Annotated in this window: 18 protein-coding genes; 15 read left to right on the top strand and 3 right to left on the bottom strand. The window is 73.0% G+C overall.

Annotated elements, in window-relative coordinates:
* Nucleotides 1-17 precede the first annotated feature (17 nt).
* Both AB0F29_RS14515 and AB0F29_RS14510 read left to right on the top strand, forming a co-directional pair.
* The gene (locus tag AB0F29_RS14515) at nt 18-1,415 is read left to right on the top strand and encodes an MFS transporter (protein WP_361871537.1); all 1,398 of its coding nucleotides are present in this window, start codon (nt 18-20) and stop codon (nt 1,413-1,415) included.
* Nucleotides 1,412-2,641, top strand: coding sequence for an FAD-dependent monooxygenase (locus tag AB0F29_RS14510; RefSeq protein ID WP_361871534.1), 1,230 nt, complete (start codon nt 1,412-1,414; stop codon nt 2,639-2,641). Before AB0F29_RS14515 ends, AB0F29_RS14510 begins: the two co-directional genes overlap by 4 nt.
* On the opposite strand, the gene AB0F29_RS14505 is transcribed toward AB0F29_RS14510, so the two are convergent.
* Nucleotides 2,625-4,367 carry an aldehyde dehydrogenase (NADP(+)) gene (locus tag AB0F29_RS14505; RefSeq protein WP_361871531.1) on the bottom strand — a complete coding sequence of 581 codons (1,743 nt, stop codon included), beginning with the start codon at nt 4,365-4,367 and terminating at the stop codon, nt 2,625-2,627. The two genes, AB0F29_RS14510 and AB0F29_RS14505, sit on opposite strands and share 17 nt — an antisense overlap.
* A 146-nt stretch (nt 4,368-4,513) precedes the next feature.
* Between AB0F29_RS14505 and AB0F29_RS14500 the strand changes: the two genes are divergently transcribed.
* The 7 genes from AB0F29_RS14500 to AB0F29_RS14470 are packed head-to-tail and all read left to right on the top strand — an operon-like array spanning nt 4,514 to nt 11,469.
* Nucleotides 4,514-5,674 carry an FAD-dependent oxidoreductase gene (locus tag AB0F29_RS14500; protein ID WP_361871528.1) on the top strand — a complete coding sequence of 387 codons (1,161 nt, stop codon included), beginning with the start codon at nt 4,514-4,516 and terminating at the stop codon, nt 5,672-5,674.
* Nucleotides 5,671-5,934 (top strand): (2Fe-2S)-binding protein, encoded by a 264-nt coding sequence (locus AB0F29_RS14495; RefSeq protein WP_361871526.1) that lies wholly within the window; start codon nt 5,671-5,673, stop codon nt 5,932-5,934. Before AB0F29_RS14500 ends, AB0F29_RS14495 begins: the two co-directional genes overlap by 4 nt.
* On the top strand, nt 5,927-7,489 hold the full coding sequence (locus AB0F29_RS14490) for an NAD(P)/FAD-dependent oxidoreductase (protein WP_361871523.1): 1,563 nt from the start codon (nt 5,927-5,929) through the stop codon (nt 7,487-7,489). The genes AB0F29_RS14495 and AB0F29_RS14490 overlap by 8 nt, the downstream gene beginning before the upstream one ends.
* Nucleotides 7,490-7,498: 9 nt before the next feature.
* Nucleotides 7,499-8,413 (top strand): dihydrodipicolinate synthase family protein, encoded by a 915-nt coding sequence (locus AB0F29_RS14485; RefSeq protein WP_361871521.1) that lies wholly within the window; start codon nt 7,499-7,501, stop codon nt 8,411-8,413.
* Nucleotide 8,414: 1 nt separating this feature from the next.
* Complete coding sequence (locus tag AB0F29_RS14480) at nt 8,415-9,416, top strand: proline racemase family protein (RefSeq protein ID WP_361871519.1); 1,002 nt, start codon at nt 8,415-8,417, stop codon at nt 9,414-9,416.
* Complete coding sequence (locus AB0F29_RS14475; protein ID WP_361871517.1) at nt 9,413-10,513, top strand: proline racemase family protein; 1,101 nt, start codon at nt 9,413-9,415, stop codon at nt 10,511-10,513. Before AB0F29_RS14480 ends, AB0F29_RS14475 begins: the two co-directional genes overlap by 4 nt.
* Nucleotides 10,510-11,469, top strand: coding sequence for an ornithine cyclodeaminase family protein (locus AB0F29_RS14470; protein WP_361871515.1), 960 nt, complete (start codon nt 10,510-10,512; stop codon nt 11,467-11,469). Before AB0F29_RS14475 ends, AB0F29_RS14470 begins: the two co-directional genes overlap by 4 nt.
* A gap of 246 nt (nt 11,470-11,715) precedes the next feature.
* Here AB0F29_RS14470 and AB0F29_RS14465 read toward each other — a convergent pair whose 3' ends face one another.
* Together AB0F29_RS14465 and AB0F29_RS14460 are read right to left on the bottom strand one after the other, a co-directional pair.
* Nucleotides 11,716-12,426 carry a GntR family transcriptional regulator gene (locus AB0F29_RS14465; protein WP_361871512.1) on the bottom strand — a complete coding sequence of 237 codons (711 nt, stop codon included), beginning with the start codon at nt 12,424-12,426 and terminating at the stop codon, nt 11,716-11,718.
* 94 nt (nt 12,427-12,520) lie between these two features.
* Nucleotides 12,521-13,981, bottom strand: a complete 1,461-nt coding sequence (locus AB0F29_RS14460) for an aminopeptidase P family protein (protein WP_361871509.1) — start codon at nt 13,979-13,981, stop codon at nt 12,521-12,523.
* A 404-nt stretch (nt 13,982-14,385) separates the two neighbouring features.
* Between AB0F29_RS14460 and AB0F29_RS14455 the strand changes: the two genes are divergently transcribed.
* The 6 genes from AB0F29_RS14455 to AB0F29_RS14430 all read left to right on the top strand — a co-directional run bounded on the left by AB0F29_RS14455 (nt 14,386) and on the right by AB0F29_RS14430 (nt 23,119).
* The gene (locus tag AB0F29_RS14455; RefSeq protein WP_361871506.1) at nt 14,386-16,131 is read left to right on the top strand and encodes an ABC transporter substrate-binding protein; all 1,746 of its coding nucleotides are present in this window, start codon (nt 14,386-14,388) and stop codon (nt 16,129-16,131) included.
* Nucleotides 16,132-16,151: 20 nt separating this feature from the next.
* Nucleotides 16,152-17,123 carry an ABC transporter permease gene (locus AB0F29_RS14450; protein WP_097911875.1) on the top strand — a complete coding sequence of 324 codons (972 nt, stop codon included), beginning with the start codon at nt 16,152-16,154 and terminating at the stop codon, nt 17,121-17,123.
* Nucleotides 17,120-18,106, top strand: a complete 987-nt coding sequence (locus AB0F29_RS14445) for an ABC transporter permease (RefSeq protein WP_097911877.1) — start codon at nt 17,120-17,122, stop codon at nt 18,104-18,106. Before AB0F29_RS14450 ends, AB0F29_RS14445 begins: the two co-directional genes overlap by 4 nt.
* 1 nt (nt 18,107) lies before the next feature.
* Complete coding sequence (locus AB0F29_RS14440) at nt 18,108-19,181, top strand: ABC transporter ATP-binding protein (RefSeq protein WP_361871503.1); 1,074 nt, start codon at nt 18,108-18,110, stop codon at nt 19,179-19,181.
* The gene (locus AB0F29_RS14435) at nt 19,178-20,209 is read left to right on the top strand and encodes an ABC transporter ATP-binding protein (RefSeq protein ID WP_361871500.1); all 1,032 of its coding nucleotides are present in this window, start codon (nt 19,178-19,180) and stop codon (nt 20,207-20,209) included. Before AB0F29_RS14440 ends, AB0F29_RS14435 begins: the two co-directional genes overlap by 4 nt.
* A gap of 393 nt (nt 20,210-20,602) precedes the next feature.
* Complete coding sequence (locus AB0F29_RS14430) at nt 20,603-23,119, top strand: collagenase (protein WP_361871969.1); 2,517 nt, start codon at nt 20,603-20,605, stop codon at nt 23,117-23,119.
* Nucleotides 23,120-23,154 lie beyond the last annotated feature (35 nt).

Below are 23,154 nucleotides of genomic sequence, written 5' to 3'. Positions count from 1 at the left end.
CCACGCCGAGGACCTCCATGACCACGACTTCCGCTCCTCCGATCCGTGTCGGGAAAGCCGCCGTCCGCTCCCTCGGCGTGCTGGCGCTCGCCACCGGCGCCCTCGAATCGGTGGTGACGCCGACGCTCCCGCTCCTGCGTCGTGAACTGGACATGAGTCACGCCGAAGGGGCGTTGCTCAGCATCGTGCTCCTCGTCACCGGCGCGCTGATCACGCCGGTGGCGGGGAAGTTAGGCGACCGCTACGGCGGGAAACGGGTCCTCGTCCGGCTGATGGTGGTGGTCTCTGCCGGGGGTCTGGTGTCCGCCCTGGCGCCGAGCCTGCCGGTGCTGCTGCTCGGTCAGATACTTCAGGGCGCGATGGTGGGCGCGCTGCCCCTGTCGTTCATCCTGGTGCGCGAACACCTCCCCGAGGGCGAGTCCAAGGTGGCCATCGGGGTGGTCAGCGGGTTGTTCGTGGGGGGCACGATGGCGGGGACGCTGGCGGCCGGACCCGTGGCCGAAGGGCTGTCCCGGCACTGGACGTTCGCGCTGCCGACGTTCGCGGTCGTCGGGGCCACCGTGCTGGTGCACCGGCTGATGCCGCAGGATCCGCCGCGCCGGTCGGACGGCGCCGGGATCGACTGGCCCGGCCTGGTCCTCCTGAGCGGAACGCTCGTCACCCTCATGCTCGTCCTGGCGCTGGCGCCCGAGATCGTCGCGCGCCCCCTCGTCCTCGTCGCCCTCCTCGTGCTGCTGGCCGCTTTCGCGACCGGGTGGGCGGCCGTCGAACGTCGCGCGGCCTCGCCGATGGTCGATCTGCGCATGGTCGGGCGGCCCGAGGTGGGGAAGGCGTGCGTGCTGACGTTCCTGATCTGCGTCGGTACGTCGGTGGCGGCCTATCTCGTCCCGGCGCTGTTCGCGGTACCCCCCGACGCGTACGGGTTCGGGGCGAGCGCGACGCAGATCGGTCTCTTCCTGCTGCCCGGGGCCGTGGCCGCGTCACTGGCGGGCCCGGCCGGCGGGTTCGGGACGCGGCGGTTCGGTTCGCGCGCCGTGGTCACCGCCGGGGTTCTCGTCATGGCCGTCGGCCTGCTCGGCCTTGCGGCCGTGCACACCGAGGTCTGGCACCTGGTCGTCGGCAAGATGCTCATCGCGCTCGCCAACGGGCTCTGCGTCACGGCGTTGGTGACCAGCACCGCGACCTCCGTCGACCGCGGTGAGACCGGCATCGCCACCGGTCTGGTCCTGGTGACGCGCGTGATCGGCTTCGCCGTGGGGGTCCAGATCAGCGGCGCGATCCTCACCGCCAGGACCCCCGCCGGGTCGGACCTCCCGGCCGAATCGGCCTATGTCGTCGGCTTCGTCCTGGCCGGAGCCGTCACGGCGCTGTCCCTGCTCGTCGTCCGTACCCTGAGCAAAGGAGTCAAGGAATGACCCGCGTCGACACGTTGGCGAACGGTTCCGCCGCACGGGGGCGTACGGTCCTGATATCCGGGGCCAGCATCGCGGGGCCCGCCCTCGCGTACTGGCTGAACCGCTACGGATTCGCGGTCACGGTGGTCGAGAAGGCGGGCACGGTCCGCGACGGCGGCTATCCCATCGATGTGCGCGGCACTGCGCTCGACGTCGTCCGTCGGATGGGGATCCTGCCGCGGCTGCGGGACGCCCACATCGATCTGCGCCGGCTGACCTTCCTCGACGAGGACGGCTCCGAGGTGGCCTCGGTCGACCCGCACGCCGTCACCGGCGGGGTCGCCGGAAGAGACCTGGAGGTGCGGCGCGGGGCGCTGGCCGGCGCTCTCCACGAGGCCGTCCGTGACGACGTGGAGTTCCTGTTCGACGACTCCATCGACACCCTCGACCAGCACCGCCACGGGGTCGACGTCACCTTTCGCGGGGGAGGAGGCCGTACGTTCGACCTGGTGCTGGGGGCGGACGGGTTGCACTCGCACACCCGCGCGCTCCTGTTCGGCCCCGAGGAGCGATTCCACCGCTATCTCGGATACTGCTTCGCCGGGTTCACCCTGCGCAACACCTTCGGGCTCGTCCGTGAGACCACGATGTGGAACACCCCGGGCCGGGCCGCCGTGCTGTACGCCGTGGGCGACGACGACGGCGACGTGCACGGCTTCCTCAACTTCGCCCGCACGGAACCGCCGTTCGACGCGTTCCGCGACCCGGAGGCGCAACGGGACCTGGTCGCCGAGGTCTTCGACGGCGCGGGGTGGGAGGTCCCGGGCATGCTCGCCGCCCTGCGCGACGCGGACGACCTGTTCTTCGACGTGGTCAGCCAGATCCGCATGGACCGCTGGTCCAGCGGCAGGGTCGCGCTGGTGGGCGACGCCGCGTACGCGCCCTCCTTCCTCACCGGCCAGGGCTCCAGCCTCGCCCTGGTCGGCGCGTACATGCTCGCCGGATCCCTGGCGGCCGAGGGGGATCACGCCGCGGGCTTCGCCGCCTACGAGCGTGACACCCGTGCGTTCGTGACCCTGAACCAGGATCAGGTCGGCAAGGGCGAGGCCGCCCTCTTCCCGACCACCGCCCGGGCACTGGAGCAGCGCAACACCATGCTGCGCTCTCTGGGCTCCATGCCGCCCCCGGCGGAGGGGCGGCCTGCCCACGAGGCGCTGGTGCTGCCGGAGTTCAGGCTCCCGGGGTGAGTGCCGCCCCGGTCTGCCGGGGGACCCGCAGGGGGTTGCCGTCACGGAGTTCGGGGGGCAGGAGGGCGTCGGGGAAGGACTGGTAGCAGACCGGGCGCAGCCAGCGTTCGACGGCGAGGGTGCCGACGCTCGTCGTTCCGGGCGAACTCGTCGCCGGCCACGGCCCCCCGTGCACCATCGCGTGGCACACCTCGACGCCGGTGGGCCAGCCGCCCCACAGAACGCGGCCTGCCCGCTCCTCCAGTACCGGCAGCAGCCCGAGGGCCGTCGTCCGGTCGGCGTCCGTCGCGTGCAGGGTGGCCGTCAGCTGGCCCTCCAACTCCTCCAGGAGGTACAGGAGTTCGTCCGTACCGGACCAGCGCACGACGAGCCCCGCCGCGCCGAAGACCTCGCCGGAGAGATCCCTGTGCGCGGTGTACGTGGCCGCGTCACACGCCAGGACGACGGGGGCCGGTGCGTACGGGCCGGCCCCGGCCGCGCCCCGCGCCACCTCCCGTACGCCCGGTACGTCCTCCCACCGCCGTACGCCCTCGGTGTACGCCCGGGCGATGTCCGGGGTGAGCATGACCTGCCCCTCCGTGGCCTTCACGGCCCGGGCGGCGGAGAGGAGGAAGGCGTCGCCCGCCGGTCCGGCAGGCAGGAGCAGGAGGCCGGGGTTCGTGCAGAACTGCCCCGCGCCGGCCGTCAGCGACGCCACGTACGCGCCGGCCGCGGCTTCCGGCTCGGCGAGGGCCCCGTCGAGCATGATCACGGGATTGACCGCGGACATCTCGGCGTGGACCGGGATGGGCACCGGGCGCGACCGCCCGGCGGCGATCAGCGCCAGCCCGCCGGTCCGGGAGCCGGTGAACCCCACCGCGGTGATCCGCGGATCGCCGACCAGGGCGAGCCCGACGTCGTGCCCCCTGCCCACCAGCAGGGAGAAGACACCGGCCGGCATGCCGGTGCGCGCGGCGGCGGCCGTGACGGCGCGGGCCACCGCCTCCCCGGTGCCCGGGTGTGCCGGGTGCGCCTTGACCACCACGGGGCAGCCGGCGGCCAGCGCGGACGCGGTGTCGCCGCCCGCGACCGAGAAGGCCAGCGGGAAGTTGCTCGCACCGAACACGGCCACCGGGCCGAGGGGGACGCGCCGGAGCCGTACGTCCGCGCCCGAGGGGCCGCAGTCGATCCGGGCACCGAGGGCGCTCCCGCTCCTGACGAGGTCGGCGAAGAGGCGCAACTGCCCGCAGGTGCGCCCCCGTTCACCGGTCAGGCGGGCCGACGGAAGTCCGGTCTCCCGTGCGGCGAGTTCCAGCAGGGCGTCGCCGAGGGCCTCGATCTCCTCCGCGCAGGCGTCGAGGAAGGCCGCCCGCCGCTCGGGCGGCAGGGCGCGGAAGGCGCGGGCGTCCGCCGCGGCGAGTCGGGCCGCCTCGGCCACCTGCTCCGTCGAGGCGTCCCGGTGCGGGGGGCCGAACGGTTCGCCGGTCGCGGCGGTGACCGCGTACCAGGCGTCCCCGGCGCCGGGGGCCTCGCGGCCGGCCAGGAGCGAGTGCCCGGTCAGGGGTGAGTGCCCGGTCAGGGGTGAGTGCCCGGTCAGGGGCGAGTGCCCGCTCAGGGGAGAGCGTCCGGTCAGGATTGCGTTCTCGGTCAGGGGGGCGTGCCCGGTCGGGGGAGTGGGTCCGGTCAGCGGGGTAGGTCCGGTCAGGGGTCGGTCCCCGGGCGGGGGCGGGTTTCCGGTCGGGTTCACAGCGATGCGTCTCCCTGTGCGCGCCGGTGGGCGGCGCGCCGTCGTCGGGTGCCCGGGTGAAAGTCACCGGGGCGGTGGCGTTGTCCTCGGGTCGTCCGGATGTATAGCCTAGGCAATGGCATGTGACATTGCACTAGGGGGCAGTCATGAAAGTCGTCGTCGTCGGAGCGGGCATCGTGGGTGCCGCGTGCGCGTTCCACGCCGCCGCGGCGGGGCTCGACGTCACGGTCCTCGACCGTGGTCCCGTCGGCGCGGGCACGACCAGCCGGGGGGAGGGCAACATCCTCCTCTCCGACAAGGAGCCCGGCCCCGAACTGGAACTGGCCCGGCTCAGCCGTGACCTCTGGGACGAGGCCGGCGAGGAACTCGGCGCGGAGACCGTCGAGTTCGAGACCAAGGGCGGCCTCGTCGTCGCGAGCACACCCGACGCCCTCACCGCTCTGCACGCGTTCGCCGCGCGCCAGGCGGCCGCGGGCGTCCGCACCGAAGCAATCGAACGCGTCGGTGAACTCGAACCCCATTGCGCGCCCGGTCTCCCCGGAGGTGTCCACTACCCGCAGGACGCCCAGGTGCAGCCCGTTCTCGCGGCGGCCGCACTGCTGCGCGCCGCGGTCCGGCACGGGGCCCGGACGCACACCGGCGAGGCCGCGGCCGCGGTCACCGGGGCCGACGGCAGGATCACCGGAGTGCGCACCGCCGACGGCACGGTGCTGCCCGCCGACGCCGTGGTCAACGCCGCCGGCACCTGGGGCGGCGAGGTCGGCCGCCGCCTCGGCGCACCCGTCGAGATCCTGCCCCGCCGGGGCTTCGTCCTCGTCACCGAGCCGCTGCCGCCGATGATCCGGCACAAGGTCTACTCCGCCGACTACGTGGCCAACGTCGCCTCCAGCGACGAGGGTCTGGAGACGTCGTGCGTCGTCGAGGGCACCCGCGCGGGCACGATCCTGATCGGCGCCAGCCGCGAACGCGTCGGCTTCGACACCTCGATGAACCCGGCCGTGGTGGCCACGCTCGCCGCCCAGGCGTGCCGCCTCTTCCCGTTCCTGCGCGGCGTCCACCTGATCCGCGCCTACCGGGGCTTCAGGCCGTACTGCGCGGACCACCTGCCGGTCATCGGCCCCGACCCCCGTGTCCCCGGCGTCGTCCACGCGTGCGGCCACGAGGGCGCCGGGATCGGTCTCGCCCCCGGGACCGGCGCCCTGGTCACCGCCCAGCTCCTCGGCCGCCCGTGGCGCGGCGCCGATCCGGCCGCCCACACCGGCCTTCTGCCCGACCGTTTCCTCAACCCCGGAGGTGTGCCCAAGTGACCGCAGCGAACGCGTTCACCGTGGACGGCGAACCGTTGCCGTTCGTACCGGGACAGACCCTGGCCGCCGCGCTCGTCGCCTCGGGCCGGGTCGCCTGGCGGACCACCCGGGGCGGGCAACGGCCCCGGGGGATCTTCTGCGGGATCGGTGTCTGTTACGACTGCCTGGTGACCGTCGACGGAACGGGCGGGCAGCGGGCTTGTCTGGTGCAGGCCCGCGCGGGCATGGCCGTCACGACCGGGGAGCCCGACGATGAGTGAGCCCCGTGACCCCGGGATGACGAGTGAGCCCCGCGATCCCGTGGCGCCGAGTGAGCCCCGTGGCCCCGTGGCGCCGAGCGAGTCCCGCGACCCTGTGGAGCCGGGCGAGCCTCGCGACCTCGTGGTGGTGGGCGCGGGCCCGGCCGGCATGGCCGCCGCCGCCACCGCCCTGGACGGCGGGCTGCGGGTCACTCTCGTCGACTCGGGCCCCGCCCCGGGCGGCCAGTTCTGGCGCCATCCCCCGCTCTTCGCACGGGAAGCCGTTCCGACCGCCGATCTGCACCACGGGCTGAGCACCTATCGGGCGCTGTGCGCCACCCTCTCCGCCCACGAGCGCACCGGACGGCTCACACTGCTGCTGAACCACCATGTGTGGACCACGGCCCGCGACGGGGACGGCTTCACCGTCCACGCCGTGGACCGGGGCCGGGCACCCGAAGAGCGGACCGTCGTGCTGCGCGCACCGGCCCTGCTGGTGGCGACCGGCGCCTACGACCGTCAACTCCCCTTCCCCGGCTGGGACCTGCCCGGGGTGCTCACCGCCGGCGGGCTCCAGTCGCTGCTCAAGGGCGGCGGAGTCGTCGCCGGCCGCCGGGTCGTCCTCGGCGGCACGGGCCCCTTCCTGCTGCCGGTCGCCGCCGCCCTCGCCGCCCGCGGGGCGAAGGTCGTCGCCGTGTGCGAGGCGGCGGCGCCCTCGGCCTGGCTGCGTCACCCCGCGGCCCTGCTGCGCAACCCCGCCAAGTGGGCCGAGGGCGCCCGGTACGCGGGCGCCCTCGCCCGGCACCGCGTCCCGGTCCGCACCCGCACCGCGATCGTCGGCGCCGAAGGGGAGGGGCGGGTCGCCGTCGTGCGCACCGCCGCCCTGGACGCCGACGGGCGCCCGCTCCCGGGCACCGGGCGCCGGATCGAGGCCGACACCGTGGGCGTCGGCTGGGGCTTCGTCCCCCAGCTCGACCTGCTCATCCCGCTCGGCTGCGACCTCGCCGACGCGGGCGACGGCACCATGGCCGCCGCCGTCGACGACGGACAGCGCACCACGGTGCCCGGGCTGTACACGGCGGGCGAGACCTGCGGCGTGGGCGGGGCCGCGCTCGCGGTGAGCGAGGGCCGTCTCGCCGCCGTCTCGGTGCTCACCGACCTCGCCGCCCCCGGCCGGCCCGGCACCCGCCGCCCGGCCGCGGAGCGCAGGGCGGTGGCCCGGCACCGCGCCTTCGCACGGGCGATGGCACAGGCACACCCCCTGCCCCCGGGCTGGCCCGCGTGGCTGACCGACGACACACCGGTCTGCCGGTGCGAAGAGGTCACCGCGGGGGCCGTCCGGTCCGCCCGCGCCGACGGTGCGGCAGCCGACCACCGGCAGGTCAAACAGCTGACCAGAGCCGGTATGGGCTGGTGCCAGGGCCGCATGTGCGGGCCCGCCGTCCACTGCCTCGTCTCCGCCCGGGATCAGCCGTACGCCCCCGCCGAGCGGCTGATCGCGACCCCCGTCACCCTCGGTGCGCTCGCCGATTCCGTCGAGCCCGATTCCGCCGAGCCCACTTCCGACCCCATCTGAGGAGTTCCCATGGACCTGGACCGCACCCCCCTTCCCACCCGCATGCCCTGGCACGGCGTCATCGTCGCGACGAGCCTCCCGTTCGGCCCGGACCTCGCCGTCGACCACGGCGCGTACGGGGACAACGTCGCCTGGCTCGCCGAACAGGGCCTGCACGGCGTCGCCCCGAACGGCTCGCTGGGCGAATACCAGACCCTGACGTACGAGGAGCGCGACCGCGTCGTGGAGACCGCCGTCGCCAACGCCCCCGAGGGCTTCACCGTGATGCCGGGCGTCGGAGCGTACGGCGCGATCGAGGCGAGGCGGCACGCGCGGTTCGCCAAGGACGCCGGCTGCCAGGCCGTCATGTGCCTGCCGCCCAACGCCTACCGGGCCGACGACCGCGCCGTCCTGGAGCACTACGCGATGGTCGCCTCCGCCGGCCTCCCCGTCACCGCCTACAACAACCCCATCGACACCAAGGTCGACCTGCGCCCGGAGCTGCTGGCCAAGCTGCACGCCGAAGGGTTCATCGTGGGCGTGAAGGAGTTCTCGGGCGACGTCCGCCGGTGCTACGCCATCAACGAACTCGCCCCCGGACTCGACCTGATCGTCGGCACCGACGACACCCTCCTGGAAGTCGGCGTCGCCGGCGCCAAGGGCTGGGTCGCCGGCTATCCGCAGGTCTTCCCGCGCGCCTGCCTCGACCTCTACAACGCCTCGCTGGCCGGCGATCTCGACACCGCGCTCCCGCTCTACCGACAGCTCCACTCCGTACTGCGCTGGGACAGCAGGACCGAGTTCGTCCAGGCGATCAAGCTCGGCCAGGACATGATCGGCCGGACCGGCGGCGGCTGCCGTCCGCCCCGGCAGACCCTGGACCCGGAGACCGAGGCCGTCGTCCGCGCCGCCACCCAGGCCCTCATCGACGCGGGGGTGAACTGACGTGCGCTCCAAGGTCTGTTACCACGCGGTCGACTCGCACACCGAGGGCATGCCGACCCGGGTCATCACCGGCGGGGTGGGCGTCCTGCCGGGCGCGACGATGGCCGAGCGACGGCAGCGGTTCATGGCGGAGCGCGACGGACTGCGCACCCTGCTCATGTGCGAGCCGCGCGGGCACGGGGCCATGTCCGGGGCGATCCTCCAGCCCCCGACCCGGCCGGACGCGGACTTCGGTGTGCTGTTCATCGAGGTGTCCGGCTGCCTGCCCATGTGCGGCCACGGCACCATCGGCGTGGCCACGGTCCTGGTGGAGACGGGCATGGTCGAGGCGGTCGAACCGGAGACCCTCATCCGCCTCGACACCCCCGCGGGCCTCGTCACGGCACGGGTCGCCGTGCGCGACGGCCGCGCCGAGTCCGTCACCCTGGAGAACGTCGCCTCCTACAGCCACGCGCTGGACCAGGTCGTCGAGGTCGAGGGGTTCGGCCCGGTCCGCTACGACATGGCGTACGGCGGCAACTTCTACGCCATCGTGCGTACCGAGGACCTCGGCATCCCCTACGACCGGGCGGAGAAGGGGCGGCTGCTGGAGGCGGGCCTGGCCGTCATGGGGGCGATCAACGAGCGGAACCCGGTGGTCCATCCGGAGAACCCCGCGATCGACGTCTGCCACCACGTCTATCTGGAGGCGCCCGGGTCGACCGCCGAGCACTCGCGGCACGCCATGGCCATCCACCCCGGCTGGTTCGACCGCTCGCCCTGCGGGACGGGAACCAGTGCCCGGATGGCCCAACTGCACGCGCGGGGACAGCTGAAGACCGGGCAGGACTTCGTCAACGAGTCCTTCATCGGCTCCCGCTTCACGGGCCGGATCCTGGCGGAGACCACGGTCGGCGGCAGGCCCGCCGTACTGCCCTCCGTCACCGGCCGCGCCTGGATCACCGGGACCGCGCAGTACCTGCTCGACCCCACGGACCCCTATCCGACGGGGTTCACCGTATGACGGCCGACCCGCCAACCGGGCCGATCGGGACCGCGTACGCCGGGACGGCCGGGCCGGCGTACACCGGGCCGATCGACACGGTCGACTGGCACACCGGGGGCGAACCGTTCCGGATCGTGCCCACGCCGCCGTCGGCCGTGACCGGGCACGGGACCACCGTCGCGGAGCGCCGCACGGCCGCCATGGCCGACGCCGGGGTGCAGTGGACCCGGGCCCTGCTGTGCGGCGAACCGCGCGGCCACGCCGACATGTACGGGGCCTTCCTGGTGCCGCCCGACGACGCCGGCGCCCACCTCGGCGCCCTCTTCTGGCACAAGGACGGCTTCTCCACGGCCTGCGGGCACGGCACGATCGCCCTCGGCGCCTGGGCGGTCGCCACCGGCCTGGTCCCGGCGTCGGCCGACGGCACGACGGACGTCGTCATCGACGTTCCCTCCGGCCGTGTCACGGCGAGCGTGCGCACGGCCGGCGGCCGGGTCGCGGACGTGACGTTCGTCAACGTCCCCGGCCATGTCCACGCGCGCGGCGTCGAGGTGACCACCTCGCAGGGCGCCGTCACCGTCGACATCGCCTACGGCGGCGCCATGTACGCCGTGCTCCCGGCCCACCGGCTCGGCCTGCGGGTCCGGCCGCGGGACGTCACCGCGCTCGTCGCGGCCGGCCGCGAGATCCGCGACGCGCTGAACGCCGCCCACGCCGCCGAACATCCATCGGACGACCGGCTGTCCGGCGTCTACGGGACGGTGTTCACCGAGGAGGCAGGGGCGCCGGTCGAACGGCCCGACGGCACCTGGCTGCTGCACCACCGCAACGTCACGGTGTTCGCGGACGGCCAGGTCGACCGCTCCCCGTGCGGTTCGGGCACCGCGGCCCGGGTGGCGCTCCTCGCCGACGCGGGAGAACTGCGGGTCGGCGACGAGCTGAGGCACGAGTCGGTGGTGGGCTCCGTCTTCCGCGCCCGGATCGAACGGTCCACCACGGCCCACGGCCGCCCCGCGGTCGTCCCGGCCGTGACGGGAACCGCGTACGCCACCGGAGCGAGCCGCTTCACCGTCGATCCCGACGACACCCTCGTACCCGGGTTCGTGCTGCGATGACGGTGACGCTCGACGCCGCGGACGTGTTCGCGCTCGGTCCGGCCGGGGCCGTCTCCGCCATCCGGGCGGCGCTGGCCGCGGGGCTCGACCCGGACGGCGACGTACCCCGGGCGGTCGTGCCGCTGGCCCACGGGCAGGGGCTGCTCATGCCCTCGGAGTCCGGCGACTGGTTCGGCGTGAAGATCGCCACCGTCGCGCCCGGCAACGCCGCGCGCGGACTGCGGCGGATCAACGCCACGTATCTGCTGCACGACAGCGCGACCCTGACGCCGGTGGCCCAGCTGGACGGGGTGGCGCTGACGACCCTGCGCACCCCCGCCGTCTCGGTCGCGGCCGGTCTGGACCGGCTGCGCGCCCTCGTCGGCGGGGGCGGGGGGCTGCGCCTGGTGGTCTTCGGCGCGGGCCCCCAGGGGGAGGGGCACGTCGCCGCCGTACGGGCCCATGTTCCGGTGGCCGACGTCACGGTCGTCACCCGGCGCGGGGGGCCCGTGCCCGGCTGGGCGGACCGGAGTCTGACGGCGGACGACGGCGGAGCGGCGGCCGCGGTGCGGTGCGCGGACGTCGTCGTCACCGCGACGTCCGCGCGCGAACCGGTGGTCGACGGGCGGCTGGTGCGCGACGGCGCGGTGGTGCTGGCGGTCGGCTCGCACGAACCGGATGTGCGGGAGCTCGACAGCGTGCTGATGGGGCGTGCCACCGTCCTGGTGGAGAGCCGCGCGACCGCCCTCCGCGAGGCGGGCGACGTCGTCATGGCGGTCCACGAGGGTGCACTCGCCCCGGGCGACCTCGTCCCCCTGGCGGAGCTGAACGGCTCATGGGGCGACGTCCCGGCCGACCGCCCGCTGGTCGTGAAGACGTGTGGGATGGGCTGGCAGGACCTGGTGGTCGCCATCGCGGCCCACCGGCGGAAGGAGGGGATGGAGGCGAAGGAGGGGATGCCGGGGGAGCGGAGCTGAGTGTCCCGCCGACGCCGGCCCGAACCCGTGCCCCTCGCGGGGCGGCTACGTCAACACACGCCGCCCCGCGCGGGTTTCGGCGTCAACACACGCCGCCCCGCGCGGGCTTCGGCGTCCGTGTGCGCTGCGTTCCGCGCGGTCTCCGGCGTCAACACACGCCGCTCCGCGCCCGGCTGCTGCCGCAACGCTCGCCGCTCCGCGCCGACTTCGGCGTCGACATGCGCCGGCCCCCGACCGCACTTCGCGTCAGCGTGCGCCGAGTTTGCGCGGCGGCGTGGCGCGTTCGGCTTCCCGTTTCCGGTCTGCCCACAGGGTCCGCACATGCGCGAGATGGCGGCGCATGTGCTCCTCGGCCCCCTCCGCGTCCCCCGCGATCATGATGTCCAGGAGTGCGGTGTGTTCCCGCGCCGAACCCACCAGCGACCCCTCCTGGGACAGGTCGGTGAGCCCGTAGAGCCGGGAACGCTTGCGCAGGTCGGCCACGGTCTCCACCAGGCGCGCGTTCCCGGCGAGGGCGAGCAGGTCGAGGTGGAAACGGCGGTCCGACTCCAGGTAGGCGATCAGGTCGCCGCCCTGTGCGGCGGTCACGATCTCCTCGGCCACCGGACGCACCGCCTCCAACTGCTCGCGGGAGGCGGTGCGGGTCACGCGGCCGATGGTGGGGATCTCGATGAGGGCGCGGATCTCGGTGTACTCGTCCAGGTCGCGCTCGGAGAGTTCCGTGACGCGGAACCCCTTGTTGCGCACCGCCTCGACCAGGCCCTCGCGGGCCAGATCCAGCATGGCCTCGCGCACGGGCGTGGCGGAGACGCCATACTCGGCGGCGAGCGTGGGCGCCGAGTAGATCACGCCCGGCTGGAGTTCCCCCGCGATCAGCGCGGCGCGCAGCGCGTTGGCGACCTGGTCGCGCAGATGCTCCTGCACCGAGATGAGTTTGCGGGACTTCAGCTCACTCATGCGTTCCCCTTCAATGATGTGGCACCGCACTATACAATGTCACGTTGCGCGGTGCCTCATCGGTCGAAGGCCGGTGCTGTCGAGCTCAGCGCTGTCAGCTGTCCAGGAGGCGGGCCATCCACGCCTCGACGCCGTCGACCGTACGGGGCAGCGCGCCGGAGAGCAGCTTCGCCCCGTCCGCGGTGATCACCAGGTCGTCCTCGATCCGCACCCCCATGCCGCGCAGCTCGGGCGGCAGCGTCTCGTCGTCCGGCTGGAGGTAGAGGCCGGGCTCGACGGTGAGGACATGGCCCTCCTCCAGTACGCCGTCGAGATAGGTCTCCGCGCGGGCCCGCGCGCAGTCGTGCACGTCGATGCCGAGCATGTGCCCGCTGCTGCACAGGGTGTAGCGGCGGTACAGGCCGCTGTCGTCGGCGAGCGCCTCCTCGGGCGACACCGGCAGGATGCCCCACGCGTGCAGTACCTCGGCGATGACCCGCATGGCCTCGCGGTGGAAGTCCCGGAACCGGGCCCCGGGACGCAGGACGCCGATCGCGGCCTCCTGCGCGGCCAGCACCAGTTCGTAGACGTCGCGTTGGGCGGGCGAGAAGCGGCCCGACAGGGGGAGGGTGCGGGTGATGTCGGCGGTGTAGAGGGTGTCGGTCTCCACCCCCGCGTCGAGCAGGAGCAGTTGGGACGGGTCGAGCGGTCCGTCGTTGCGGATCCAGTGCAGGACGCAGGCGTGCGCGCCCGCCGCCGCGATGGTCTCGTACCCCGTGCCGTTGCCCTCGCTCCGGGCGCGCAGCTGGAACACGCCCTCGATCCACCGCTCGCCCCGGGGGTGGCGGAGGGCGTCGGGCAGGGCGCGCGCGACGTCCTCGAAGCCCGCCGTGGTGTGGTCGACGGCCAGTTGGAGCTGGGCGACCTCCCAGGCGTCCTTCCGCAGCCGGAGTTCGGCGAGCGCGGCCTCCAGCTCGGCGTCCCCCGCCGGGGTGTGGGCCCGGGTGGGCAGCAGGCCGTCCACCCGGGCGTCGACGCCGGCGAGCAGCCGGGTCGGCGGCTGCGGGCCTCCGAGAAGCCTGGCCAGGTCGTCGAGGTGGGCGCAGCGCAGCCCGGTCAGCGCCTCCGTCTCGTCCAGGTCGGGGCGGCGGCCGACCCAGAACTCGCCGTAGCGGCGGTCGCGGTAGAAGTCGCTGGTGTGCCGGGAGGAGCGGGGGCGGATGTGGAGCACCGCCTCGTGCCCCTCGGGGCCGGAGGGTTCGAGGACCAGGACGTGGTCGGGCTGCTCCTCGCCGGTCAGTCCGGTCAGCCAGGCGTAGGCGCTGTGCGGCCGGAAGCGGTGGTCGGTGTCGTTCGAGCGGACCTTGAGCGTCCCGGCGGGTATGACGAGCCGCTCACCCGGGAAGCGGGCCGACAGCCGCTCCAGGCGGTCCGGCAGCAGGGCGCGGCCGGGGACCTGTGCGCCGGCGGGCAGGGGGGACGGCGCCCAGTCGGTCGCCATGAAGGCGTCCAGGGCGGCCGGGACGGGCAGATCGTGGCTGCCGGTGTGTACCTGGGCCGGGGACTCCGCGGTCATGGGTCTCCTTCGAGGGGCTTCGAGGGTGAGTGGAGGATGCCGTAGCGGCGGGCGGTGAGCGTGCGTCGGCCCGGTGTCCGCAGCGCTTTCGGGCCGTTGGGCGGGCAGTGTCGCGGACACGTTTCGGTAACGGGATGACGCAATCCTTGGCTGTGCAATTTCACATTACTATGTTACGGGTCACACCACGCGGATGCGGGCGCAATCTTCCCGGCCCACTCCGCCTCGCTTTCCGCAAGCAGTCGCCCTCCGGGCCGCTCGGCCGCCCGGATCACCGGGCCCCTCCGGGCCGTCCCTTTCCTCCCGGCCTGTTCCCGCGTTCGTCCTCCCGGCCCGTTCCCCCTTCTGCTCTCCGGCCCGATCCCGCTTCTGCCGCGACCCTTCCCCGTACGAGGAGTGCACCCATGTCCCGTCGCACCCGGATGCTGTCCGCATCCCTGAGCACCTCGCTCGCCCTCGCCCTGCTGGGCGCCTGCACCACCCAGGGAGGTGACGACCGCGACCCGGACAAGCGACAGCCCGGTGTGGCGACCGGCACCGTCATCGGCGGCACGCCGAAGCGGGGCGGCACCCTGACCGTGCTGTCCAACCAGGACTTCGCCCACCTGGACCCGGCCCGCAACTGGGTCATGCCGACCATGGACTTCGGCACCCGGCTGATCTACCGCACCCTGACCACCTTCCGCGCCGAACCCGGGAAGAAGGGCAGCGAGATCGTCCCCGACCTCGCCACCGACCTCGGCAGATCCACCGACGGCGGCCGCACCTGGACCTTCACCCTCAAGCCCGGCCTCGTCTACGAGGACGGCACGCCGATCCGCGCCCGCGACATCAAGTACAACGTCGAGCGGTCCTTCGCCCCCGACCTCGCCGGCGGCCCCGACTACGCCCAGCGCTATCTGGCCGACACCGAGGGGTACGCCGGCCCGCTGGACGGCAAGCACCTCGACTCGATCCGTACCCCCGACGACCGGACCATCGTCTTCTCGCTGCGCAGACCCGTCGCCGAGTTCTCCTACACGGTCACGCTGCCCACCTTCTCGCCCGTGCCCGCGTCCCGCGAGAAGGGCGTCCAGTACGACCTGCGGCCCTTCTCCTCCGGCCCGTACCGCATCGAGAGCTACGGGCGCGGCAAGAAGCTGGTGCTGGTCCGCAACACCCACTGGGACGCGGCGACCGACCCGGTGCGCAAGGCCTACCCCGACCGCATCGTCGTGATCCAGGGGCTCAAGGGCGGCCAGATCGACGACCGGATCATCGAGAGCGCGGGCGTCGACGCCTCCGCGGTCGAGTGGTCCGACCTCCAGCCCTCCAGCGTCGCCAAGGTCCTGCCGAAGCCGGAGATCCGGCAGCGGCTCTCCGCCGAGCGCACCGGCTGCACGGACATGCTCGCCCTGAACACCTCCCGGGCGCCGTTCGACGAACCGAAGCTCCGCATCGCGATGCAGTACGCCGTCGACAAGGAGGCCCAGGTGACCGCCAACGGCGGCCCGGCCCTCAACGACGTCGCCACCGCCTATCTGCCGCCGTCCCTCACCGGCGGCCGTGCCGCCGCCCCGCTCCACGGCGGGCCCGCCACCGGTGATGTGAAGAAGGCCGAGAAGCTGCTCGCCGAGGCGGGCAAGGCCGACGGCTTCGACACGACGATCACCGTGTCCACCGGGGACAAGACCCGCGCCGAGGCGCTCCAGCAGAGCCTGGCCCGGGTCGGCATACGCCTGCGGATCGAGACCGTCGACCCCTCGGTCTACTACGACACCATCGGCGACACCGCCAACGCCCCCGACATGGCCATCAGCGGCTGGTGCCCGGACTACCCGTCCGCCGCCACCTTCCTGCCGTTCGTCTTCGACGGCCGCACCATCAAGCCCAAGGGCAACCAGGGCAACGTCTCCCAGTTCCGCGACAAGGCCGTCGAGCGCCGCATGGACGAGATCGCCGAGATGTCCGACGCGACCGCCGCCAACAAGGCGTGGACCGCGCTCGACCGGGAGATCCAGCGCACCTCCCCGGCCGTCCCCCTGCTCTGGGAGCGCAAGCCGCTGCTCGTCGGCGACAACATCGCCGGAGCCTTCGGACACCCCTCCTGGACCGGCCAGTTCGACTTCGCCGTGATCGGTCTCAAGGACCCGTCCCGAAGCAAGGGCTGAGGGGACGAGGACGCATTCCCATGAGCATCGTCACCGCCCCGGCCACCGGACCGGGCGACGCCCCGGCAGCCGGCGGACCCGGCTCACCCGCCCTGCCCGACGCCCTCTGGCGGACCACCTGGCGCCGCCTGTGGGGCGACCGGGGCAGCCGGACCGCATTGATCGCCGCCGCCCTGCTGATCCTGGTGGCCCTCACCGCGCCCCTGCTCAGCCGCATGGGCGGCTGGTCGCCCACCGCCTTCGACGCCGACGCCATCGACCCCTATCTCGGCGGCCTGCCCCACGGCGCCCTCGGCGGCATCAGCGCCGAACACTGGCTCGGCGTCGAACCGGTCACCGGCCGCGACCTGTTCGCCCGCGTCGTCCACGGCGCACAGGTGTCCCTGCTGATCGCCTTCGCCGCCACGGCGATCGTCGTCGTCACCGGCACCGCCGCCGGCATCGCCGCCGGGTACTTCGGCGGGCGCGTCGACACCGTACTGAGCCGGCTGATGGACCTCACCATGTCCTTCCCCTCGCTCATCTTCATGATCGCGATGATGTCCGTGGCCCAGGACGTCAACCGGGTCGTGCTGATGACCGTCGTCATCGGCGTCTTCGGCTGGCCCGGCATCGCCCGCGTGGTGCGCGCCGAGGCGCTCTCCCTGCGCAACCGCGAGTTCGTCGAGGCCGCCCGCGCCTGCGGCAGCGGGCCCTGGCGCATCCTCACCCGGCAGGTGCTGCCCAACATCTCCGGACCCGTCATCGCGTACACCACGCTGCTGATCCCCGGAATGATCAGCACGGAGGCGGCACTCAGCTTCCTCGGGGTGGGCGTGCGCCCGCCCACCCCCTCCTGGGGCCAGATGATCGCCGAGGCCGTCGCCTACTACGAGACGGACCCCATGTACTTCATCGTCCCCAGCGTCTTCCTCTTCGTCGCCGTCCTCGCCTTCACCGTCCTCGGCGACGCGCTGCGCGACATCCTCGACCCCCAGGGAGGACGCCCGTGATCGCCTACCTGGTCCGCAGGCTCCTCGGCGTGGCCGGCGTCCTGCTCGCCATCTGCGCCGTCACCTTCGTCATCTTCTACCTGCTGCCCGCCGACCCCGCCTCCGCGGCCTGCGGCAAGACGTGCAGCCCCGAACGCCTCGCGGAAGTACGCCACTTCATGGGCCTCGACCAGCCCGTCTGGCGCCAGTTCGGCGACTACCTCGTCGGGATCTTCGCCGGCCGCGAGCTGGGCAGCGGCCCCCACGCACTGCAATGCGGCTTCCCCTGCCTCGGCTACTCCTACGAGAACGCCCTGCCGGTGTGGGACCTGCTGATGGACCGCCTGCCCGTCTCCGTCTCCCTGGCCTTCGGCGCCGCCGGACTGTGGCTGGTGCTCGGGCTGAGCGCCGGGGTGACCGCCGCCCTGCGCAAGGGCGGGCTGCTCGACCGCACCCTGATGGTCGGCGCGGTCGCCACCGCCTCCCTGCCCGTCTACTTCACCGCGGTGATGCTCCTGTACGGCCTGGTCCGGCTGACCGGTCTGCTGCCCTACCCCGCCTACGTCCCGCTCACCGACGACCCCCTCGCCTGGGCCGCCAACCTGCTGCTGCCGTGGATCGCCCTGGCCCTGCTCTACGCCGCCATGTACGCCCGCCAGAGCCGCAGTTCGATGATCGAGACGATGGCGCAGCCGTACATCAGGACCGCCCGCGCCAAGGGCCTGCCCGCCCGGACCGTCGTCGTCAAACACGGACTGCGGTCCGCGATGATGCCGGTCCTCACGCTCTTCGGCATGGACCTCGGCGCCCTGCTGGCCGGAGCGGTCATCACCGAGTCCATCTTCGGCATCCCCGGCGTCGGCAGGCTCTTCTACGACGCCCTGCAACGCTCCGACCAGCCCGTCGTGCTCGGCGTCACCCTGCTCGCCGCCTTCTTCATCGTGGCGGCCAACGTCGTCATCGACCTCCTGTACGCCGTCGTCGACCCGAGGGTGAGGAACTGACGTGCCGCCCACCACCGCACCGGACCACCCCCTGCTGCGCGTCCACGACCTGCGGGTCGCCTTCGACACCCCCGCCGGAACCGTCCAGGCGGTCGACGGGGTCTCCTTCACCGTGGAGGCCGGCCGCACCCTCGGTCTGGTCGGCGAGTCCGGCTCCGGCAAGTCGGTCACCTCCCTCGCCGTGATGGGCCTGCACCGCCGGGCCCACGTGAGCGGATCGATCACCCTCGCCGGACAGGAACTCCTCGGCCTGAACGACCGCCGCTTCGGCCGGCTGCGCGGCCGCCGGATGGCCATGGTCTTCCAGGACCCGCTCTCCGCGCTGCACCCCGCGTACACCGTCGGCGAACAGATCGCGGAGGCCCATCGCCACCACTTCGGCAGCGGCCGGCGCGTCGCGCGCAGACGCGCCGTGGAGATGCTCGGCGAGGTCGGCATCCCCGAACCGGCCCGCCGGGCCGGGGAGTACGCGCACCAGTTCTCCGGCGGCATGCGCCAGCGCGCCATGATCGCCATGGCCCTGTCCTGCGAACCCGAACTCCTCGTCGCCGACGAGCCGACCACCGCGCTAGACGTCACCGTCCAGGCGCAGATCCTCGAACTGATCGCCCGGCTCCAGCAGGAACGCGGACTGGGCGTCCTGATGATCACCCACGACCTGGGCGTGGTGGCCCGCGTCGCCCACGAGGTGCTCGTCATGTACGGCGGGCGCGGCGCCGAACAGGCCCCGGTGGACGAGCTGTTCCACAGCCCCGCGCACCCCTACACCCGGGGCCTCCTGGACTCCCTGCCCCGACTGGACGACCCGGACGACGCGCCGCTGCGCGCGATCCCCGGCTCCCCGCCGTCCCCGGCCGAGCCGAGATCCGGCTGCCCCTTCGAGCCGCGCTGCCCCAGGGCGGACGCCGCCACCGTCCCGGAGCGGGCCCGCTGCGCCGGGGAGAGCCCCCGCCCCGTGGGCGTCCCCGGCGGCGGCCGGCTGGTCGCCTGCCACCTGCCCCTTTCGGCCGTCCCGACCGCCCCGCACCCCGGTCCGCCCGGCGGGGCCCTCATACCGGCCGAGGAGGCCCGATGAAACCCACGCTCTCCAAATCCCCACCCACAGAGGTGAGTTCTGCGGCGGTTGGCGCCGCGCCCCTGCTGTCCGTACGCGGTCTGGTCAAGACGTTCCCCGGCCGCCGCGTCCTGGGCCGCGCCGCCGCTCCGGTCCGCGCGGTGGACGGCGTCGATCTGGAGCTGGCCGCGGGGGAGACCCTGGGTCTTGTCGGAGAGTCCGGCTGTGGCAAGTCCACCACGGGCCGGATGCTGGTCCGGCTGCTGGAACCCACTGCGGGGACCGTCGAGTTCGAGGGCCGCGACATCACGCATCTGTCCCAGCGCGAGCTGCGGCCGGTCCGGCAGCACCTCCAGATCATCTTCCAGGACCCCCATGCCTCCCTGAACCCCCGGCAGACCGTCGCCCGGATCATCTCCGAACCCCTGCTCGTGCAGGGGGCCACGGTCGGGGCGGCCCGGGACCGGGCCGCCGAGCTGCTCGACCTGGTGGGGCTGGGCTCCGAGCACCTGGACCGTTACCCGTACCAGTTCTCCGGCGGCCAGGCCCAGCGCATCGGCATCGCCCGCGCCCTGGCGACCGGCCCCCGCCTGATCGTCGCCGACGAGCCGGTCTCCGCGCTCGACGTGTCCGTACAGGCCCAGGTCGTGAATCTGATGGAGCGTCTGGGTGAGGAACTGGGCCTGTCGTTCCTCTTCATCGCCCACGACCTGTCCGTCGTGAAGCGGGTGTGCGACCGGGTGGCGGTGATGTACCTGGGCCGCATCGTCGAGATCGGCGACAAGCGCGAGCTGTACGACAGGCCGGCGCACCCCTATACCCGGGCGCTGCTCTCGGCGGTCCCGCTGCCCGACCCCGCGGCGGAGCGCCGCCGGGAGCGGATCCTCCTGCTCGGCGACCCGCCGAGCCCGGCCTCGCCGCCCAGCGGGTGCGGCTTCCATCCGCGCTGCCCCAAGGCGCAGGCCGTGTGCCGTACCGAGCGGCCGCTGCTCCAGGTCGTGGGCTCCGGCGCGCGTACGGCGGCCTGCCACTTCCCCGAAACGGGCTGAGAGGCCCGGAGCTACCGGCGGCCCGCCATACGCCTGGCGGGCCGCCTCCGCCCCGGCTACCCCTCCCCGCCGGGCCGCCTCCGCCCCGGCTGCCCCTCCCCGCCGGGCCGCGTTCACCGGAAAGTCGTATCGGATTCGGCCACATGTCTTCCCAGTGGTGTGTGACCTGTGCCATTGTACATGTCACAGGGCGTGGGCATGTCAACTCCGGACATCGACCCCATTCCGTCCGGCCGACAGCACGGCACGACAACACCCCCTGCCCCACGCCCTGTGCATCCCATCGGTCACGCATGCGCGTGCCTCCGATCCCTCATGGGAGGAAAAATCGTGAGAACCACACTCGTCCGCCGAGGTGTGGGTGCCGTTCTGCCCCTGGCTCTGGCCGGGGCGATGAGCGTCGCGCTGCTCGCGCAGCCGGCCCAGGCGCAGCCGAACTCCCCCTCGGCCGCCACGGCATCGAACGCGTCCCAGTCGTCCCGCCCCGCCGGGTCGGCCGACCCCGCGCCGCAGGCGCAGCAGTCCCCCACCTCGGACACCGGCCACCAGGCCAAGGACCGGTTGAAGGCGTCCCAGCTCCCCCCGTTGAGCGCCGACAAGTCCCCCCTCAAGGAGGCCTACGGCGAGCACGACGCCCCGTCGAAGCAGAGCGCGGGCCAGAAGTCCTCGGCGAAGGCGGCCGCCGCGTGCGACCCGGCCGAATTCACCGGCCGCACCGGCGCCGAACTGGTCCGGCACATCAGGGCGTCCACCACGGACTGCGTGAACACCCTGTTCAGCCTGACCGGCAGCAACGCCCAACTGGCTTTCCGAGAAGCCCAGATGACCTCGGTGGCCTACGCGCTGCGCGACAACGCCGCCTCCTACCCGGGTGACGGGAGCACCGGCATCCCGCAGCTCGTGCTGTACCTCCGCGCCGGGTACTACGTGCAGTGGTACAACCCGGACGTCGTCGGACCGTACGGCCCCACCCTCCAGACCGCGATCCGCTCGGGCCTCGACGCGTTCTTCGCCAGCCCCCGCTCGCGCGACGTCACCGACGCCAACGGCGACACGCTCTCCGAGGCGGTCATCCTGATCGACAGCGCCCAGGAGAACGCCCGGTACATCTCCGTCGTCAAGCGGATGCTGGCCGACTACGACTCCTCCTGGAACGCGTCCTCACGGATGCTCGCCGCGCTCAACAACGTCTACACGGTGACCTTCCGGGGCCACCAGGTGCCCGCGTTCGTCAGCGCCGTCGAGTCGGACCCGAGCCTCATCGACTCGCTGCACCGCTTCGCCGCCGACCACCTCTCCCTGCTGGAGGGCGACCACGCGTACCTGACCTCCAACGCCGGACGTGAACTGGGCCGCTTCCTCCAGCACACGAGCCTGCGGAGCAAGGTCCGGCCGCTGGCCACCGCCCTGCTCCGGGACACCTCCATCACCGGCCCCACCGCCCCGCTCTGGGTGGGCATAGCGGAGATGGCCGACTACTACGACAAGGCGAACTGCGCCACGTACGGCGTCTGCGACCTCCAGGAGCGCCTCAAGCGCGAGGTCCTGCCGGTCCGCCACACCTGTAGCCCCAGCATCCGCATCCTGGCCCAGCAGATGACGTCCGCCGAGCTGAGCGCCAGCTGCACCAGCCTCATCCAGCAGGACGCCTACTTCCACCGGATCGCCAAGGACAACGGCCCGGTCGCCGACGACAACAACACCGCCATCGAGGTGATCGCCTACGACTCCAGCTCCGACTACCAGACCTACGCCGGCGCCATGTACGGGATCGACACCAACAACGGCGGCATGTACCTGGAGGGCGACCCCTCCGTCGTGGGCAACCAGCCCCGCTTCATCGCCTACGAGGCCGAGTGGCTGCGGCCGGACTTCCACATCTGGAACCTCAACCACGAGTACACCCACTACCTCGACGGCCGCTTCACGATGCACGGCGACTTCGCCGACAACATGACCACTCCCACCATCTGGTGGGTCGAGGGCTTCGCGGAGTACATCTCCTACCACTACCGCGAGGAGCCCTACACCGCGGCGATGACCGAGGCGGGCAAGGGCACCTACGCCCTGTCCACCCTCTTCAGCACCGACTACAGCCACGACACCACCCGGGTGTACCGCTGGGGCTACCTCGCCGTGCGCTACATGCTGGAGAAGCATCCCGCCGACCTGGACAAGGTGCTCGCCCACTACCGCGCCGGCGAGTGGAGCGCGGCCCGTACCTACCTCACCAACACCGTCGGAACCCGCTACGACAGCGACTGGAAGACCTGGCTGGCGGCGTGCGCCGCAGGTGACTGCGGTGGCGGCGGCCAGCCGGGCAACCAGGCCCCCACCGCCGAGTTCACCGCCGCGGTCAAGGATCTGACCGTCACGCTCACCGACCGCTCCACCGACGCCGACGGCACCATCGCCTCCCGCGCCTGGGACTTCGGCGACGGCACCACCTCCACCCAGACCAGCCCCGCCAAGACCTACAGCGCCGCCGGCAGCTACACCGTCCGGCTGACCGTGACCGACGACAAGGGCACCACGGCCTCCGCCACCCGGACGGTCACCGTGACCGGCGGCTCCACCGTCGGCGAGTGCACCGCATCCGACACGCGCGTGCTGGGCAAGAACTGCCGTCGTGGCAACCTCTCCGCCACGACCGGCAACTACGCCTACCACTACCTGAACATCCCGGCCGGCACCAAGACGCTGAAGATCACCGTCAGCGGCGGCACCGGAAACGCCGACCTCTACTACAGCAACTTCGGCTGGGCCACCACCGGCGCGCACACCAACCGCGCCACCGGACCCGGCAACTCCCACACCCTGACCATCAGCAACCCGCCGTCCGGCGCCAACTACATCAGCCTCCTCGCGGCGGCCGCCTTCAACGGCGCCACCCTCACCACCGAGTACTGACCCGCCGCTTCACCCCCTCCGGCCGGGGTCGGCGC

The sequence above is a fragment of the Streptomyces sp. NPDC026589 genome (assembly GCF_040638385.1).
Taxonomy (GTDB): Bacteria; Actinomycetota; Actinomycetes; order Streptomycetales; family Streptomycetaceae; genus Streptomyces.
The sequence above is the reverse complement of the archived record's forward strand: the minus strand, read 5'-3'. Positions and strand labels throughout refer to the sequence as shown.